This window comes from Oceanobacillus zhaokaii (genome assembly GCF_003352005.1).
Classification (GTDB): Bacteria; Bacillota; Bacilli; order Bacillales; family Amphibacillaceae; genus Oceanobacillus; species Oceanobacillus zhaokaii.
Genome location: NZ_CP024848.1, coordinates 2,605,980 through 2,622,685 on the forward strand (window position 1 = coordinate 2,605,980; position 16,706 = coordinate 2,622,685).

Below are 16,706 nucleotides of genomic sequence, written 5' to 3' on the forward strand. Positions count from 1 at the left end.
AATAGATTAACGAATCCATTGGTTCATGTCAATACTCAAGTTGGTGCAGTTTATGGCAAACTTTCCATTACTAATAATCATTTAGCCTAATAATAAGTGAAAATACCACAGTGTATTACACTGTGGTATAAGCAAAATACTATTAATTTCTTCATGTTACAGCTGATTATCAGCTTTATTTATTGATTTCTGGATTTGCTAAAGCACCTACTACGGGATGAGGAATATACAGTTCTTCTAAGTAATGCATCTCATCAGGAGTTAAGTAAATATCAATTGCAGTTGCCGCACTTTCAAGATGGCTTTCTTTTTGGGCACCGATGATTGGTGATACAACTTGATCCTTGTTAAGAAGCCAAGCTAATGCAATTTTATCACGAGTAACACCATAATTGTTTGCTACTTCTGCCAAACGTTCGACAATCGTACGATCTGCTTCCATCATGGCATTATATTTTGAATGTTGAACCATATCTGTTTCTGATCGAAGTGTCGTTTCTGACCAATCACGGGTCAAACGGCCTGAAGCCAGTGGACTGTATGGTGTAATTGCAATTTTTTCATCATGGCAAAATGGAATCATTTCACGCTCCTCTTCACGGTAAATCAAATTATAGTGATTTTGCATGGAAACAAACTTCGTCCAGCCATTACGCTCTGCTGCACGTTGCGCTTTTTGGAACTGCCAAGCATACATAGCACTAGCACCAATGTAACGAGTTTTTCCTGATTTTACGACATCATGAAGAGCTTCCATTGTTTCTTCAATTGACGTTTCATAATCCCAGCGGTGAATAATGTACAAATCAACATAATCTGTTCCCAAGCGCTCCAAACTATGATTGATTTCACTCATAATTTCTTTCCTGGATAATCCACCGCCATTTGGACGTCCTGGACGCATCGTTGAATGAACTTTTGTTGCAAGAACGATATCATCACGATCCGCATAGTCTTTCAATGCACGGCCAAGAATTTTTTCACTTTCACCCATTGAATAAATATTCGCCGTATCAAAGAAATTTATCCCCAAATCGAGGGCTTTTTTGATGACTGGGCGACTATGTTCTTCATTTAAAACCCATTTGTGGATCCATTTTTCAGTATCACCAAATCCCATTGCTCCTAAGCAAATACGAGAAACATCCATACCTGTATTACCAAATTTCACATATTCCATAATTGGACCTCCTAAATTTATTCGCAAATTATTATAGGTCTTCTTGAGAACATTTTAATTATTTAATCTTTATTGTGTTCAGTATATACCTTAAAGTACACTACATGACAAGTGAAATGTTTAAAAATATTAGAAAAATTCGTTAACAAGCTTTTACATGACAGCTTAAGTTGCAGTTATTATGCAGTGTGAAAGTATTTATGCTTTCTTACCTACTTAATAAAGAGCAATAACACCCAATTATTACACCTTTAAAATAAAATCCGTAAAATATTAAAAATATTCATTATTGGTATGGACTATTATTATTAATGTGTTATACTAATTAAAAATTAAGTTTAATAATGTTGTTAATAACGAATAAGCTTATCGTATAACTTAAAAAGGCGGGATAAATCGAGATGAAAACTGTGGAAAAGTCTTTGGTGAAGGAATTAATTTCTCATGAAAACATGCAGCACAACTTATCTGTACCGCAATTAGTTGAAAAAATCCTGGAGCGAAATGAAGGTACTTTAACTAATACTGGAGCCATTCGTGCTACAACTGGAAAGTATACTGGCCGGTCTCCAAAAGACAAGTTTATCGTTAAGGATAAAGTATGTGACACCTTTATTAATTGGGGACCTGTAAATCAGCCAATCGAAGAAGTTTACTTTGATAACCTTTACCGAAAAGTCGTCGATTATTTAAAGGAAAAAGACGAAACTTATTCCTTCCAAGGATTTGCTGGAGCGGACACTAATTATCGATTGCCAATTCAAGTAATCAACGAATATGCATGGCATAATTTATTTTCACGACAATTATTTATTACGCCTTCAGAAGAAGAGCTTAAAACACATCAATCGGAATTCACAATAATATCTGCACCCAATTTTAAAGCAGATCCAGTAATAGATAAAACAAACTCTGAAACTTTTATTATGATTTCCTTTAAGAAACGAATTATCTTAATCGGTGGCACGGAATATGCAGGAGAAATAAAGAAATCAATCTTTTCAATTATGAATTACCTACTGCCACAGCGGGATATATTATCTATGCACTGTTCAGCAAATGTTGGCGCAGAAGGTGATGTTGCGTTATTCTTTGGCCTATCCGGCACTGGTAAAACAACATTATCTGCTGATCCACATCGCCGTCTAATTGGTGATGATGAACATGGCTGGGGACCTGATGGTGTTTTTAATATCGAAGGTGGCTGCTATGCGAAATGCATCAACTTATCTCAGGAGAAAGAACCACAGATTTTCAATGCGATTCGTTTCGGGACAGTGTTAGAAAATGTAATCCTAGATGATGATACAAGAATTCCTGATTATGACGATACAATTTTAACAGAAAATACAAGGGCAGCATATCCACTTGAAAATATCGATCATATTGTATCCCCTAGTGTCGCAGGACATCCAAATACGATTATATTCTTAACTGCCGACGCTTCAGGTACATTGCCACCAATTAGCAGGCTGACGAAGGAACAGGCAATGTATCATTTCTTGAGCGGTTACACGAGTAAGTTAGCTGGGACAGAAAGAGGAGTTACAGAACCACAAGCAACATTTTCTGCTTGCTTTGGTTCACCATTCCTTCCATTAGCTCCTGCTAGATATGCAGAAATGCTTGGTGAAAAAATTGATATGTATAATTCTAATGTATTTCTTGTGAATACTGGTTGGACTGGCGGCCCTTATGGTGTTGGCGAGCGTATGAAACTTTCTTATACGCGAGCGATGATCCATTCTGCACTAGTAGGAGAGCTAAATACAGCAAAGACAACGGGAGATGAAATCTTTGGTTTACAGATCCCTACATCTATTCCTGGTGTGCCTGACAGTGTTCTAATTCCAAGATATACATGGCAAGATAAAGTTGCATATGACATTGCTGCCAAATCCTTGGCAATGGAATTTCATCATAATTTTGAGAAGTTTACCGAAGCTGGAGATGATATTAGGCAAGCTGGTCCACTTTACAAAGGTTAACCTGGTAGATGAGAAAGGATAACGACTTTCTTAACGAATAAGTGCAACTAAGGCTGTCACCTATACGCTTGGTTAAACCTTAGTTTTCTAAAAATAGTTTCCTCATCCCAAAAGGATTTCATATATGAGTGAAAACATGGGTAGCTTTTCTACCCGAAATTATGTTTTAGATTCATCCTAACTGCCGACTTCTTATGGAAGTCGGTTTTTTTGATGGGGATTACTCTTGCTGAGCAGTAAATGACTATTCATGTTACAAGCTTTTGTCGAATGTCAGCGAGTTTATTAAACCCTCGTAAATATCAACATATCTCCAGGTATCTCATTATTTCTAATTCCATCTGTGTTCTCAAGCAGCAACAATATACCATTGTTACTTCCCTATATAGGCATTCACACATTTTTTCACTGCCGCATAAACTGTATTGACGTAAAATTACTTATTTTGAAAGGGTCGAATGCGATGAGAAAGACTAAATTTTTCGCTGTATTTGCGTTACTATTTCTCCTATTACTCTGTGCTTGTAATTCATCAGAAGTTACAAAAATAAACTTAGCCGAGGTTACAAGATCCCTCTTTTATGCACCACAATATGTAGCTCTTGAGAAAGGTTTTTTTGAGGATGAAGGTCTAGAGGTAGAGCTGCAAACAACTTGGGGTGGTGATACAACAATGACTGCTCTACTTTCTGATGGTGCTGATATTGCTCTTGTTGGATCAGAGACCTCCATCTATGTTTATGCGCAGGATTCAAAGGACTATGCAATTAATTTCGCACAATTAACACAAACAGATGGAACATTTCTAGTTGCGAAAGATCCAGATCCAAATTTCACTTGGGAAAACGTTGCCGGAAGCAAGTTTTTAGGTCAGCGGATTGGCGGAATGCCACAAATGGTTGGCGAGTATGTTCTGAAACAACATGGCATTAATCCACATACAGATTTGGAATTAACGCAAAACATTGATTTCGCAAATATTCCAGGTGCTTTTGCTACTGGTGAATATGAATATGTTCAATTATTCGAGCCAACCGCAAGTGTTTTTGAGAAAGAAGGCCAAGGGCATATTGTTGCGTCATTTGGTGAAGAATCAGGTACTGTACCATATACCGTATTTATGGCAAAACAAAGTTTTCTAAATGAAGACCCTGAAACTATTACAAAATTTACAAGAGCAATCTACAAAGCACAGCAATGGGTAGCAGATAATAGTGCAGAAGAAATTGCAAAAGTAATTGAGCCTTATTTCGAAGATACAGACCTTGAAATATTAACCTCATCAATCGAACGGTATAAAAACCAAGACTCTTTTGCGACAGATCCAATCTTAGAAGAAGCAGAATGGAGTAACTTAAAAGCCATTATGGATGAAGCAGGCGAGCTTCCAGCGGATGTGCCATATGAAGATTTGGTAAATACAGAGTTTGCAGAAGATGTTATTAGTAACTAAGGAGGAAATAATGTGTCATTTCTAACCTTGGAACATGTTTCCCATCACTATTTTTCGAAGAACGGATTCACTAAAGCTCTTGACAATATATCATTTTCAGTAAAGGAAGGAGAATTTATTTCTTTACTTGGACCGAGTGGTTGTGGTAAATCGACCATTCTATCCATCATTGCTGGAATAATGAAACAAACTGCTGGGGATGTTTTTCTCCAGCATAAATCAATCAGCAATAACGATTTATCAATTGGTTACATGCTGCAGCAAGACTATCTGTTTCCATGGAAAACAATTATCGACAATATTTTATTAGGACCAAAAATTCAAAATCAACATACCGAAGAAACGCGATCACGAGCATTAGAGCTTTTAGAGGTAGTTGGTCTCGCGAATGTTGCAGAGAAGTATCCGAGCGCATTATCTGGTGGAATGCGGCAGCGTGTTGCATTAGTACGTACTTTAATTAATGATCCGAAGCTTTTACTGCTGGATGAGCCATTCTCAGCACTTGATTACCAAACGAAATTAAAGCTCGAAAACTTGGTTGCAAAATTATTTAAGACATATCACAAAACAGCAATTCTTGTAACCCATGATATTGGTGAAGCAATTGCAATGAGTGACCGGGTATTTATCATGAATGCAAATCCTGGCTCGATTGCCAGAGTATTTGAAGTACCAATTGAGTTAAGAAATGAGACTCCAATTCTCGTTCGGAAGCATCAGAAATATCAGCTGCTTTTCGATAAAATCTGGGAAGAGTTAGATAAGAAAGAATCAGCTAGCAAGGTGGTGTTATAAAAGATATGAAGCAACAAACAGATCAACACTTATTTGAAAACTATAAAAAACACTTACAAAGAGAAAAGAAAGTCGTTATTGCCTGGCAGCTTGCTATCCTAATCTTTTTTATAGCATTATGGGAGATTGCAAGCAGATTTTATTGGATTGACCCATTACTATTCAGTTCCCCATCAAAGGTAGTCGATTTGCTCATAACAAGATTTGCAAACGGCTCGATTTTCAGTCACCTCTCGATTACACTATTTGAAACGATTTTAGGTTTTATTATTGGGACAATTGGGGGGATATTAATTGCCATCCTGCTATGGTCATCGGCTCGTTTTTCTAAAGTTATGGATCCTTATCTCGTAGTATTTAATGCGATGCCAAAAGTTGCACTAGGACCTATCCTTATCGTTGCATTTGGCCCAGGATATTTCTCTATTATTGCGATGGGATTCATTATTTCTGTCATCGTCACAACGCTTGTCGTTTATTCTGCTTTTAATGAGGTAGATCCAAACTATGAGAAAGTTTTGAAAAGCTTTGGCGCATCAAAATCGCAAATTTTTAAAGAAGCGATATTTCCTGCAGCACTTCCTGCCATGATTTCAACACTTAAAGTAAACGTAGGATTATCTTGGGTTGGAGTAATCGTTGGGGAATATCTTGTATCGAAAGAAGGGCTCGGCTATTTAATTATTTACGGATTCCAAGTATTTGATTTTACACTCGTAATGGCAAGTCTTGTTATCATTGCGATCCTCGCTGCGATAATGTATAAAATTGTGGAGAGATTGGAAAAATGGCTGATCAAACATACTACCTAATTACAGATTGCTTCTTCCTGCGGGCAGTTATCTCAACCGAAAAAACAGTCGAGAGAAAAACGCTTGGAAAATTTCTCTCCAAGCGTTTTATTTTTCAATATGTGCGTGCACTTAAACCGGACGCAGGGAAATACTTTTATTTTGAATGTATTCCATGCAATGCTCTAATACGCCATCCTTCATCACAAAGCTGTATTGTTCATTAAATCTAACATTTTGGGGTATCGTTTCGAGCAGCTGTGGCCCCTCTGTTTCAAAATAGGTTGGCTGATTTATTAACTGATCAACGTTCGCACAGTAAACATTCTTTATAACTGTATCACTTTTTCCGTAAACAATGTATTGTCCAATATAAACAATACTATCCACGGTTCCCCCAGTTTCTTCTTTTACCTCGCGAATCGCAGCTTGCTCCGCAGTTTCACCAATTTCAATTTTCCCCCCAGGAAATTCTAACCCTCGTTCACTATGCTTTGTTAAAAGCCAATTTCCTTGATGCTTACAAATCACCCATACATGTTTTGGCTCCTTGGAAAAAGGGTGATCATCAAAGGAAAGCTTCACCTCATTGTTGTAATAATCCCTAAATATTTTCAACTTATCAACTACCCTTTTCTCTTTTAAATCGAGTGAAACGACATTCACTTAGGGATTTACCCTATCTATCCTGAATCTAATACTGATGGTTAATGCCTGTAATTCTCCAAGCAGTTCCATCAAACGTAAATTCTATACTAACCGTATAGTTTCCGTGTAATCCTGATTCATTATATTGATTTATCACTGTTTTATTTTCACTTACCTGCTCTACTTCATAATCATTTGCTTCTTCAAACCATGGTGGTGTTTCCGTTGGCAGGATATATAGTCCATCCGCTTCTTCATGAAAATAAAAATTAACGTATTCAGCCACAACATCTCGATCAATGAAAACTGAAAAAGCATCCATTAATTCATCTATTGTAGTATAGTTTAATACTCGGTAATTATCATCTATCGGTTGCACTAGTGTATTCATAAAGCGATCCGTTAGTTCAACAATATTTTGATGTGTAAGTTCTGGGATAGCTTCTTGCTTCTCTGTCTCTTCCTTCTCTACAGTTGAAGCTGTTTCTTTTTTCTCTGTTTCCTCATCTGCTACAGTTAAATTAGGTTCTTGTTGTTCCGTTTCTTCATTGCTGATTACTGAATCAGGTCCTTGCACTCCCAGGTTCTCATTATCTATCGTTGCAACAGATTCTCCTGGTTCTGTTTTCACATCATCTATTGTTGAATTAACTACGTCTAGCTTTGTTTCTAGACTCTCAATTTTTGAACTGAACTCTTGTTGTGGTTTTGCAACACTACCAAATGTCGAAGTTAGTTGCTGATGATTCTTTGCTTGAACAGGTACAGTATTATAATTGCTTAGAACTAATAGTAACAGAATTACGCCTACACTTAAAACACAAAGCATCCATTTGCTATTTCTTTTTAATTTATGCTTCATTCTAACATCCCCTTAGGTAAATACTATCTTTATACTATAGTAGACTATTCCTTATTACCATAAAGAGTAAACACGAAATATCGACAAGAACTGCAGTTGATGCTTATTCGTGATTGTCCAGAGATATCCCCATGCTTTCTATATGTTCCTTTGTTTGTGAATCACCTAATCGATGTATGAGCTGATACGCTTCTAGAAGATTTGAGTCATATTGATCGTTGGCTTGGTCATGATGATACTCTAGAAATGGAATCTGTGCTCGAATAAATGAATCGAAGCTTGAATCATGCATGTTATCCATTTTCCTCCTCAGCTGACTAACCTCCGATGATGTCGCCTGTATTGATAACGCAATATTGTTATTATTTTTCACCTTTGAAATTTCGCCAGTACCTATATTGATATAATATGTTTTCTTTTCCATACCGCACCTCCTATTCTTAATTTCGGCAACTAGTATGGAAACTATACTTAAGTTGAAAGAGGAGTTCTCAGCCAAAAATAATTAACAATAAAACAAGGCACTCGCCTCAAATAAGCGAATGCCTCGTTTTATAAAAAACTGTTCACGAAAATGATACCTAACTAATTTTCAAGCTTTCCATTTTCAAGTGATCTTTGAATATTCTTTTCCTCTTTACTTACATTTGAGTTAATACCATTATTATTTATCTTGGGCTCAGGTTTCTTTTCCTTTACAGAGGTTTCATCAATAGTATGTTCAAATTTACGTAAATACTTGGCTGCAAAGTCTTTTCCTCCTAAACCAAATGCAAGTCCAAATGCTAGGGATAGTCCTCCTAGAATAAGGATAAACGCAGCGTTAACGATCGATGGTGCGATACCTAGCTGGGTTAACGCCATGAAAACGGATAGCGCGATTATTGCATATTTTGCAAATGAAGCTAGCACATTTGCTGACGGTCCAGCAAGGATGTTTCGCAGCACTTTATCAACTACATTCCCCAGAATAAACGCTACACCTAAAATAAGAACTGCAGCTAAAACCTGAGGTAGATATGCAGTAATGGCAGTGGCAACACCTACTAAGAAATCAAGCTGTACAACATTTAATGCTTGAATCACTAGGAAAAAGACGATAACAAACTGTACAACATAACCAACAACATCGGATGGGGTTAATTTATTTGCTGCAAAGCTTTTATTACTTGCTTTTGCAACGAAACGGTCGAACCCTAATCTCCCTAAATAGTCTCGTGCAAAGTCTCCAATCAATTTACCTAACCAAATGCCAATAAGTACTAGTGCAATGGCAATTAGTATGTTAGGAATCATTGTTATTGCCTTATTTAACATACTGATTGCCGGTTCCGTTATACCAGTTAATTCTAGTTGCTCAAGTGAAGTAATTGTAACTGGAATCATTATAAGGATAAATACAAGATTTCCTACAAATGCGGATAGGCTTGTCCCTTCAAATACTTTATCTAATTTCAGTTGCTTCACTAATTTTTCCGTACCTACCGCTAATAGTAGATTTGTAACAATATCTTTGACAATTTTTGCAACAAACCAACCAACTGCAAAGATTATGGCTGCTGCAATAAATTTAGGGATGAATGCAAGAATTGTTGCTAATAATCCACTAAACGGCTCTGCAACGCCTGATATACTAAGCGCATTTAATACAGCTGGAATAAATAATAGCAGAATGAGATAGAAAGCAATCTTACCTAATGTTTGTGGAATATTACTTACTTGCTCCTCCGTGTTTGCTACTTTAATCTTTCTTAGAAATTGTTGAAGGTTAATTTTCTTGGAACCTTCAATAATTAACCATCTAACAGCCGTAGCGAGAATCCATGCTAAAGCAAGAATTAATATCGCTTTTAACACAGCCGGTATAACACTTAAGAATGTTGAAATTAAATTAGAAAGTGGATTTGCAATCATATCTAGACTCAGAACATTAAAGAACAGAATAAATACGATTAATAGAAGTATGTAATATACAACTTTACTTATTATCTTATTCGCATCAATTTTCTTCTCACCTTGGTCGACTCGAAACTTGTTAACCAATTTCTCATCAATGCTGGTTTTCTTCAATGCTTTTTCAACTGTATTGGCTATTACTTTTGCAATAATCCAACCAATAATTAAAACGAGAATTGCAATTACAAGATTTTGTAAACCGTCCATAAAACTTACCGAAAAATATCGATCAAACATATTATTCATCCAATTTTCCTCCCCATCGTCGTATATCATTCTATATACCTTCCATGGTTTTTTTTAAACCATGAAATGTGATTAGGAGAAAAAAACGCTAGTTAATCAGTTTATTTCGTACAAGCTTATTTGCTGCATTTCTCGGTAAGGCATCAACGAAATGAATTTCCTTTGGCAGCTTATATTTTGCCAAACGTTTTTCAGCAAAAGCGAGTATTTCTTCACTTGTAACCTCTGAATTTTTCACTATGAAAGCAACTGGAACCGCTCCCCATTGTGCATCCTTTTTGCCTGTAACACCTACTTCTTTGACCTGCTCCATCGCTGTTAAGACACTCTCGATTTCCGATGGATAAATATTCTCGCCTCCAGAAATAATTAGGTCCTTTCTACGATCCACGACATATAAGAATCCTTCATCATCCAAATAGCCTAAGTCCCCTGTCGCCAACCATCCATCCTGAATCGACGCTTCATTTGCAGCCTCATTCTTATAGTACCCTTTCGTCACCATTGGGCCTTTCACTTGAATTTCTCCTACATTCGTTTCGTCTTGATTAACGATCTTTAACTGTGCAGGGAATAGGGCCTTGCCAGCAGAGCCGACTTTTTCTAATGCATCCTTTGGACTTAGTGTTACAATTTGTGACGCTGTTTCTGTCATTCCATACGACTGGAATACTGGAATTTGTTTGTTCTTTGCTTTTTCCAATAAAGACTTGGGTGCTGGTCCACCCCCTAACAGCATGCATCTCAGCGTCTTCGGATATCTATTTTCACCTAATAAATCCATTAAACGCTGCACCATGACTGTAACAACAGAAACAATAGATATCTTCTTCGTCATGATTGCCTCATGGACAGTTTGCTCGTCGAATTTTTCCAGCAGATAAACAGGCATACCATATATAACACTTTTTATTAAAGTTGATAATCCACTCACATGAAACACTGGCAGCGGAATTAACCATTTATCTTGCTTATCAAGACCTAAATTAAGCGCAGAACCGATTGCGCTCCACCAATGATTCCCATATGTATGGACCACACCTTTTGGGAACCCAGTCGTTCCGGATGTATAAATGATCGTGAACGTTGCATTTAAATCAAGCTCAGTGCTAAGCATTACCTCTTTTTCCTCGTATGCTTCAATTTCTGAGAAGGAAAAGATTTTCTCTGCATTGAAAGCAGCCTTCTCTTCCTCATTAAGCTGACTTGCAGTAAGGAGATGGGTTACTTCTGCATTCTCTAATTGATAGTTAATTTCTTCTGTCGTTAACCGAGTATTCAATAAAACGCCAACTGCATCTAAGTAACTAAGGGCATGAATTGCCGTAATCATCATAAGGTTGTTAGTCGATAGAATTCCAACATGCATACCTTTAGAAACCCCAATCTCTGCTAGCTTTCTAGCAAAACGCTGACTATTATCTTTTAATTCACTAAAGGTAAGTTTTTTGCCATTTTGCATTTCAACGGAAATTCCATCTGGATTTATGTCAGCCTGTTTGGTTAACCAATGTGGTATTGATTCTGTCATATGTATGATTTCCTTTCATTTTAGAATCTCAAGCAGTAATTGTAAATACCTATTCATTAGGTATACTTACATAAGCAAAAACCTTTGCTTTTACAGCAAAGGTTTTTACTTCATGCATCATTAAATATGAATTAAGGAAAACGCGGGAACTGTTTGAAGTTTGGCTTTCTCTTTTCTTTGAAGGCGTCTCTTCCTTCTTTCGCTTCATCAGTTGTATAGTATAGCAAGGTTGCATCTCCGCCAAGCTGCTGTAATCCTGCTAAACCGTCTGTATCTGCATTGAATGATGCTTTTAGGAAGCGAAGTGCCGTTGGTGATTTTTCTAGAATTTCTTCACACCACTGCAAGGTTTCTTCTTCAAGTTTTTCAAGTGGAACAACTTTATTTACCATACCCATTTCATATGCTTCTTCCGCATTATATTGACGGCAAAGGTACCAGATTTCACGAGCACGCTTATGACCAACCATACGTGCAAGGTATCCTGCACCATATCCAGCGTCAAAGCTGCCCACTTTTGGTCCTGTTTGACCGAAGATTGCATTATCCGATGCAATCGTCAAATCACAGACAACATGCAGCACATGTCCCCCACCGATTGCATAACCATTTACCATAGCAATAACCGGTTTTGGAATCGTGCGGATTAAACGTTGTAAATCAAGTACGTTTAAGCGTGGAATATTGTCACTGCCAACATATCCTCCATTCCCACGTACACTTTGGTCACCACCAGAACAGAATGCTTTATCTCCAGCACCCGTTAAAATAATGACACCGATAGAGGAGTCATCACGAGCATCTGCAAACGCATCTATCATTTCATTTACTGTTAATGGTGTAAACGCATTACGCTTATGTTCACGGTTGATTGTAACCTTCGCAACACCATCATACTTTTCATAAAAAATTTCTTCGTATTTCTTTGCTTCTTCCCATTGTACAGCCATACTATTCCTCCTAATATTGACACTATGTAACGATGTTTCGGGTAAAAAATCACCCTTGCTATTACTTTTTCATGATAAACTCACTTACTAGTGTACCAAAAATCGCTGGTTTTTCAATGTGGATTGCATGCCCAGCTTTTTCTACAATAACTACCTCACTTTTTTCCAGGCTATTTCTCATTTTTTTATTAATTGCTGCAAACTTTGGATCAAGTTCTCCTGCCATTAATAAAACTGGCCGTTTGAACAAGTGTAATTTTTCCCACCATGACGGCTGTTTTCCTGTGCCCATAAAGCGAAGCGAGTCTGCTAATCCTTGTTCAGTTTGAGATAGTCTCTCTTTCCGAATCGTCTGTTGAACATGAGTCGGCAAGAATTTTTGGGTCTGGAATAACGGAATATCCTGCCAAAAGTCAATAAAGGAAACAAGTCCATCTTGTTTAATCTTCTTTGCTAGCAGTTCATCCTTTTCGATTCGCATCTTTCGCTCATCTGCTGTCATTAATCCAGGTGATGCACTTTCTAAAATCAATTTTTCTATCAGTTCCGGATAGAGCATCGCTAAAGAAAGTGCCGTTCTGCCTCCCATTGAATAGCCAAGCAAATGAATGGAATCCAGCCGTAAAAATTGTAATAACTGTGATAAATCATGACAGCAGGCTTCCATCGTTATCGGTTCCTTTGTTTCGGTATTACCGTGACCTGGTAAGTCGATGGCTATAATTTGAAGCTTATCTTTCTGCTCGTCAATAAACTGCTGCCATGTTGCAGTACTGCCGGTAAAACCATGTAATAAAACGACTGGAATCCCCTCACCATGAATCTCATACCAATAGCTTGCCGTTTTTGTTTGATAATACAATGAATTATTCCTTGCCTTTCAGAATTTCTTGTTCAATCGCCAACCATTTCCCTCGATGCCAGTCAACATTATCTGTGCGATCTGTTTGAATTTCAATCACATGTAAGCCATTTTCCTGATAGCTCTTCTTAAGCAATTCTTTCAGTTCTGCTTCTGTCTTAGCAAGAATATATTTCCCACCATACATATTCACAGCATGCTTGAAGTCGATATTCAGCGGCGTGCCAAATAATGCTTCGAAATGCTTTTTATCATTTGCCTGTGAGAGGAATGAGAAGATTCCTCCTCCATTATTGTTGATTAATAATATTGTAACATTTAATTGATAATGTTTGGCAGCCAGTAACCCATTCATATCATGGAAAAACGACAAGTCACCACTAACAATAGTCACTGGATTCCCTGCTGTTGCAGCTCCAATACCGCTTGAAAGGAGACCATCGATTCCGTTGGCCCCACGATTTGCAAGTACTGTAAATGACTTGTCCGTCGTTAGCATAAACGTGTCAAAATCACGAATTGGCATACTGTTGGCAACATATACGCTACTACTTTCTGGAGTAACATCTACAAGTGCTCGTACAGCTTCTCCCTCAGTAATCTTATCCTCGACATCGGCCAGCAAATGTTTTTTAGCGATATGATTCATATCCTGCCAAGCTTGTAGCCATTTCTCATCGAACCCAATTTCTGGAGATTGTGAGAGTAAATCCTTACACAATGATACTGCATCAGCGAAAATAAACTCTGTAATATTACCTGTTGGTTCACGGTATCCAGCACTATTTTCAATCGTAAATTGCATTACATCCTTATTCTCTTTAAGGTAGAAAAGATACGCCTTAGATACAGGCATCGCACCAAATCGAATAATGAATTCTGGTTTTAACTGCTTGCGTATCGTTGCATTTCTTAAAAAGGCATCATAGCTTTCAATGATATTATTTTTATCATGCTTACCTGATCGGACCTGTGATAATGGATCTGCCAAAATAGGCAGCCCCCATTTTGCTGCAAGTGCAGTGATTGCGTCTGCAAAATCATCATCTACTTGCGGGCCACAGACGATAACACCTTTTTTCTTCGACTGTAATTTTTCAATGAGTAATTGTATTTGTGTTGTTGTGAGTCGTTTTCTTCCATCTAGTGATTCTTGATAAATTCGTTCATAATTACCGTAACCTGTTGGCTCCCAAATCGCTTCTAATGAGAAGTCAGGATTAAGTGGTTCACGGAGTGGAAAATTAAGATGGACTGGACCCGGATTTCCTTCCTGTGCGATATAAACAGCATGTGCAGCCTTATTCCGCACATAGTTTAACATTTCAGGTGTTCCTTCAGGTAGCGCCATCTCATGAAATTCTTTTACGTAATCACCATAAAGCTTCACTTGCTCAATCGCCTGTGGTGCACCCACACCACGTAATTCATGAGGACGATCAGCAGTGATTACAATTAATGGCACCCTGCTATAATGTGATTCTACTATCGCAGGAAAATAATTTGCTGCTGCAGTACCGGAAGTACATATAAGTGCAACCGCCTGTTTCGTTTGTTTTGCAATTCCCAATGCAAAAAATGCCGCTGAACGTTCGTCAATAATGACCCATTCCTTTATTGAGGGATGTTCTGTAAATGTTAATGCAAGCGGAGTCGACCTAGAGCCTGGTGAGATCACTACATCTGTTATTCCACTTTTAACGAGTTCATCAACAAAATTAGCTGTATATCTCGTTAGTATTTCAGTATGTTCCATTCCTTTATCCCCCTAAAACTGATAGCATTGGCATCAACTTAATGTTCGTTTCTTCATATTCTGCTTCAGGATTTGAATCCTTCACAACCCCGCAGCCTGCAAATAAGGATGCCATATCACCATGAATTAATCCGGAGCGTATAGCCACTGCGAATTCTCCGTTTTGATTACTATCCAACCATCCTATCGGCGCTCCGTACCAACCTCGGTCGAGCAATTCATTTTCTCTAATGAATGCGAGTGACTCGTCGCGCGGAGTTCCACCTACGGCAGGTGTTGGATGTAACTGCTCAATAATATCAAAAATACTGTGTCCTGCCTTCAGCTTGGCTGTAACAGGTGTGTATAAATGTTGTAAATTTTTCAGTGGATAAACGATTGGTTCACCTGGAATCACGAGGTCTGTGCAATAATCCTTGATTGCCAGCTTAATCATTTGCACTACAAAGTCATGTTCTTGGCGATTCTTTTGATCATGCAAGAGCCCATAGCTGATTCGTTCATCCTCTGCTTTTGTCTTACCTCTCGGTGCTGTTCCAGCCAGACATGTTGAAAGAAGCCTGTCCTGCTCTACTTTTACTAATCTTTCTGGTGTAGCACCAATAAAACAATGACTATTCTTTTCAAATGCAAAGATATAACTATTTGCTTGCGTGTCCAAAAGCTTATCTATTATAACACTGCTTTCCGGCTGCTTATCAAAAGATAAACGTACTTCACGCGCCAAAACAATTTTCTCTGCCTTCTTGTTACGAATTTCACTTGTTGCGACACGGACACTTTCTTTCCAACCTTCAGGATCAATTTCCACCTTTTTTTCTATCGAAAATGATTCTGCTTCAACTTGACTTGCTTGAAAAAGTGTTTGCTCGATTTGGCGAATTGTTGCTGCCAATTGGCTTGGATGATCATTCTTTTTCACGAAAACATTAATCGTATAATAGGATTCCCCTTGATAATTCGTTAATTGAAACTCAGGAATCGTAAATTGGCTTGGTTTAAAATGCTTCCATAATTCGGTTGTTTCCTTCTTTGGATCAAAGGACATGCCACCGAGTGCAATTACTCCAGTACCAGGCAGCTGATAAGGGTTATGAATAGTTGCCTGCTTTAATAAATTATCCCATTGCTGCTTCGTTTCTTTGAACCTCGACTGATCAGCAATAATCTCATATGCTTCTCCAATCCCAACTAAAAACAAACTTCGGTTTGAGTTTGTCCAAAACGTTCGATTCCTACCCATATATCTAGCCCGTCTATAAAAATCCAGGGCATCTATCGTTTGTATTTTCTTTGTAATACTAACAAGTTGGGCATCTTCATTGTTATGCAATCCTTGGATTACCTTAGCGAACAATGCTTCAGCCTGTACTTCCTTTATATCAATCATTTGAGTAAACCTCCGTAATATACAATGACTAGAAAACTGAACTGCCGCCTGAGTCTTTGGCGGCCTCCTTCGTTTCACTAGTGCAGTGAGAAAGTTTATAAGCTTTCTTATCTGATTAGAAAACTAAGGTATTTTACTAAGCTTTTAAGTGGATTACCTTAGTTGCACTTATGCAGAAAGAAAAGAAATAGGCATATACTTTCTTTACTGTCAAAAAACGTCCATACTCATTTTATGCTCTTTTACTAAGATTCTCAAGAAAAGCCTCTACATTTCTAACGAAAGATTGACACTA

Annotated in this window: 14 protein-coding genes; 4 read left to right on the forward strand and 10 right to left on the reverse strand. The window is 37.7% G+C overall.

Features of this window, described 5'->3' with window-relative positions; all coding sequences use genetic code 11:
- Nucleotides 1-175: 175 nt before the first annotated feature.
- Entirely contained in the window at nt 176-1,180 is a 1,005-nt protein-coding gene (locus CUC15_RS13230) for an aldo/keto reductase (RefSeq protein WP_114917111.1), read from the reverse strand.
- Nucleotides 1,181-1,581: 401 nt separating this feature from the next.
- Here CUC15_RS13230 and pckA point away from each other — a divergent pair, with 401 nt between their 5' ends.
- The 4 genes from pckA to CUC15_RS13250 all read left to right on the forward strand — a co-directional run bounded on the left by pckA (nt 1,582) and on the right by CUC15_RS13250 (nt 6,231).
- Nucleotides 1,582-3,168, forward strand: a complete 1,587-nt coding sequence (gene pckA, locus CUC15_RS13235; RefSeq protein WP_114917112.1) for a phosphoenolpyruvate carboxykinase (ATP) — start codon at nt 1,582-1,584, stop codon at nt 3,166-3,168.
- A gap of 463 nt (nt 3,169-3,631) precedes the next feature.
- Nucleotides 3,632-4,621, forward strand: coding sequence for an ABC transporter substrate-binding protein (locus CUC15_RS13240; protein ID WP_114917113.1), 990 nt, complete (start codon nt 3,632-3,634; stop codon nt 4,619-4,621).
- 12 nt (nt 4,622-4,633) lie between these two features.
- Entirely contained in the window at nt 4,634-5,419 is a 786-nt protein-coding gene (locus CUC15_RS13245) for an ABC transporter ATP-binding protein (protein WP_114917114.1), read from the forward strand.
- 5 nt (nt 5,420-5,424) lie between these two features.
- Nucleotides 5,425-6,231: an ABC transporter permease gene (locus CUC15_RS13250; protein WP_114917115.1), complete on the forward strand. Its 807-nt coding sequence runs from the start codon at nt 5,425-5,427 to the stop codon at nt 6,229-6,231.
- Between the two features lie 111 nt (nt 6,232-6,342).
- Here CUC15_RS13250 and ytkD read toward each other — a convergent pair whose 3' ends face one another.
- The 9 genes from ytkD to CUC15_RS13295 form a co-directional block, all read right to left on the reverse strand.
- Nucleotides 6,343-6,876: an RNA deprotection pyrophosphohydrolase gene (gene ytkD, locus CUC15_RS13255; protein WP_423241342.1), complete on the reverse strand. Its 534-nt coding sequence runs from the start codon at nt 6,874-6,876 to the stop codon at nt 6,343-6,345.
- A gap of 28 nt (nt 6,877-6,904) precedes the next feature.
- Entirely contained in the window at nt 6,905-7,720 is an 816-nt protein-coding gene (locus tag CUC15_RS13260) for a hypothetical protein (RefSeq protein ID WP_114917116.1), read from the reverse strand.
- 103 nt (nt 7,721-7,823) lie between these two features.
- Nucleotides 7,824-8,144, reverse strand: a complete 321-nt coding sequence (locus CUC15_RS13265; RefSeq protein ID WP_114917117.1) for a hydrolase — start codon at nt 8,142-8,144, stop codon at nt 7,824-7,826.
- 161 nt (nt 8,145-8,305) lie between these two features.
- A complete protein-coding gene (locus CUC15_RS13270; protein WP_242985855.1) occupies nt 8,306-9,922 on the reverse strand; it encodes a mechanosensitive ion channel in 1,617 nt (538 codons plus the stop codon).
- An 88-nt stretch (nt 9,923-10,010) separates the two neighbouring features.
- Nucleotides 10,011-11,453: an o-succinylbenzoate--CoA ligase gene (locus CUC15_RS13275; RefSeq protein WP_114917118.1), complete on the reverse strand. Its 1,443-nt coding sequence runs from the start codon at nt 11,451-11,453 to the stop codon at nt 10,011-10,013.
- A gap of 131 nt (nt 11,454-11,584) precedes the next feature.
- Nucleotides 11,585-12,403 carry a 1,4-dihydroxy-2-naphthoyl-CoA synthase gene (menB, locus tag CUC15_RS13280; protein ID WP_114917119.1) on the reverse strand — a complete coding sequence of 273 codons (819 nt, stop codon included), beginning with the start codon at nt 12,401-12,403 and terminating at the stop codon, nt 11,585-11,587.
- A gap of 61 nt (nt 12,404-12,464) precedes the next feature.
- Nucleotides 12,465-13,265: a 2-succinyl-6-hydroxy-2,4-cyclohexadiene-1-carboxylate synthase gene (gene menH, locus CUC15_RS13285; protein WP_114917120.1), complete on the reverse strand. Its 801-nt coding sequence runs from the start codon at nt 13,263-13,265 to the stop codon at nt 12,465-12,467.
- Between the two features lie 4 nt (nt 13,266-13,269).
- Complete coding sequence (gene menD, locus CUC15_RS13290; protein ID WP_114917121.1) at nt 13,270-15,021, reverse strand: 2-succinyl-5-enolpyruvyl-6-hydroxy-3-cyclohexene-1-carboxylic-acid synthase; 1,752 nt, start codon at nt 15,019-15,021, stop codon at nt 13,270-13,272.
- Between the two features lie 4 nt (nt 15,022-15,025).
- The gene (locus CUC15_RS13295) at nt 15,026-16,411 is read right to left on the reverse strand and encodes an isochorismate synthase (protein WP_114917122.1); all 1,386 of its coding nucleotides are present in this window, start codon (nt 16,409-16,411) and stop codon (nt 15,026-15,028) included.
- Nucleotides 16,412-16,706: the final 295 nt, after the last annotated feature.

Bases quoted from the DNA above. Each gene is read 5' to 3' on its own strand.
- CUC15_RS13230 (WP_114917111.1), bottom strand. From the start codon at position 1,180: ATGGAATATGTGAAATTTGGTAATACAGGTATGGATGTTTCTCGTATT.
- pckA (WP_114917112.1), top strand. From the start codon at position 1,582: ATGAAAACTGTGGAAAAGTCTTTGGTGAAGGAATTAATTTCTCATGAA.
- CUC15_RS13240 (WP_114917113.1), top strand. From the start codon at position 3,632: ATGAGAAAGACTAAATTTTTCGCTGTATTTGCGTTACTATTTCTCCTA.
- CUC15_RS13250 (WP_114917115.1), top strand. From the start codon at position 5,425: ATGAAGCAACAAACAGATCAACACTTATTTGAAAACTATAAAAAACAC.
- CUC15_RS13260 (WP_114917116.1), bottom strand. From the start codon at position 7,720: ATGAAGCATAAATTAAAAAGAAATAGCAAATGGATGCTTTGTGTTTTA.
- CUC15_RS13265 (WP_114917117.1), bottom strand. From the start codon at position 8,144: ATGGAAAAGAAAACATATTATATCAATATAGGTACTGGCGAAATTTCA.
- CUC15_RS13270 (WP_242985855.1), bottom strand. From the start codon at position 9,922: ATGAATAATATGTTTGATCGATATTTTTCGGTAAGTTTTATGGACGGT.
- CUC15_RS13275 (WP_114917118.1), bottom strand. From the start codon at position 11,453: ATGACAGAATCAATACCACATTGGTTAACCAAACAGGCTGACATAAAT.
- menB (WP_114917119.1), bottom strand. From the start codon at position 12,403: ATGGCTGTACAATGGGAAGAAGCAAAGAAATACGAAGAAATTTTTTAT.
- menD (WP_114917121.1), bottom strand. From the start codon at position 15,021: ATGGAACATACTGAAATACTAACGAGATATACAGCTAATTTTGTTGAT.
- CUC15_RS13295 (WP_114917122.1), bottom strand. From the start codon at position 16,411: ATGATTGATATAAAGGAAGTACAGGCTGAAGCATTGTTCGCTAAGGTA.